Source organism: Vibrio sp. 10N.261.51.F12, from assembly GCF_041471725.1.
Classification (GTDB): domain Bacteria; phylum Pseudomonadota; class Gammaproteobacteria; order Enterobacterales; family Vibrionaceae; genus Vibrio.
The window spans coordinates 1-1,208 of sequence record NZ_JBFROV010000074.1 but is presented as its reverse complement, the minus strand read 5'-3'; the positions used below and the strand labels follow the sequence as shown (position 1 = coordinate 1,208).

The 1,208-nt window shown below is 46.9% G+C and carries 1 protein-coding gene; it reads right to left on the bottom strand.

Features of this window, described 5'->3' with window-relative positions:
* Positions 1–1,134 carry a flagellin gene (locus tag AB4405_RS24305; protein WP_372063110.1) on the bottom strand — a complete coding sequence of 378 codons (1,134 nt, stop codon included), beginning with the start codon at positions 1,132–1,134 and terminating at the stop codon, positions 1–3.
* Between the last annotated feature and the right edge of the window lie 74 nt (positions 1,135–1,208).

Below are 1,208 nucleotides of genomic sequence, written 5' to 3'. Positions count from 1 at the left end.
TTAACCTAGCAGACTCATTGCCGCTTGAGGCGCTTGCTTGGCTTGTGCCAAGATTGAGCTTGAAGCTTGAGAAAGAATTTGGTTCTTCGTCATCTCAGTGGTTTCTTTGGCGAAGTCAGTATCTTTGATACGGCTCTTCGAGGCATTCACGTTTTCGTTAATGTTATCAAGGTTGTTGATCGCATGGTCGAAACGGTTTTGGAATGCACCAAGTTCAGCACGGTGGCTGTCCACATATTTCAATGCTGAATCGATGATAGCCACTGACTCTTGTGCACCACCCACGCTTGTCACGTCAATAGTGTTCACCGTAACCGCTTGACCATCTTGCATGCCAAGCTCACCTGCCAGTGACCCACCAAATGACACTTCACCGTCTACTTTGTTGTTACCGGCAAACATTTGCAGCTGACCATCTTCGTTGACCGATGCTTTCACAAGGTCAGTTTGACCATTGATGTAAGTTGCCAGTTGCTCGATGTCATCACCCGATTTAGCCGTGATAGCGATATTTTGCTCTTCACCAAAGCTGTCTGTTAGCGTGATGTTCAAATCATTTGAACCGGCCGCTACGCTCCAGTCTTTGCCTTTCGCGTTTTCTGCTTGGTAGCTTGTGCCACCCATTCTTGAGTTATCAGAGCGCATGTCATTAAGGTTCAGCATCACCGCTTCACCGTTGTCTGCACCGATTTGGAATGATTGTGTACCGTAGGTACCGTTTAATAGACGGTTACCACCAAAAGACGTGGTTTCAGCAATACGGTTAAGCTCGTCATTCAACGCCGTCACTTCTTCTTGAATTGCGACACGCTCAGATTTTGAGTTTGAACCATTTGAAGATTGTAGTGACAAGTCACGCATACGTTGCAGGATGTTTGTCGTTTCATTCATCGCGCCTTCAGCGGTTTGAGCAATCGAGATACCATCGTTAGCATTACGCACGGCCACATCAAGACCACGGCTCTGTACGTTTAAGCGGTTAGAGATTTGCAGACCAGCCGCATCATCTTTTGCGCTGTTGATTTTAGAACCCGAAGCCAAACGCTCCATTGACGTCGCTTGCGCTTGACTTGCATTGTTTAGGTAACGCTGAGCGGTCATTGCCGATACGTTAGTATTTACGTTCACTGCCATGTTGTTTCTCCAATTGATTTTCCGGTGTAGCGGTTTCCGACGTCTCGGAAAACCAAGTAGTTCTCTCAAAGTTA

Coding starts and splice junctions, on each gene's coding strand:
- AB4405_RS24305 (WP_372063110.1), bottom strand. CDS start 1,134: ATGGCAGTGAACGTAAATACTAACGTATCGGCAATGACCGCTCAGCGT.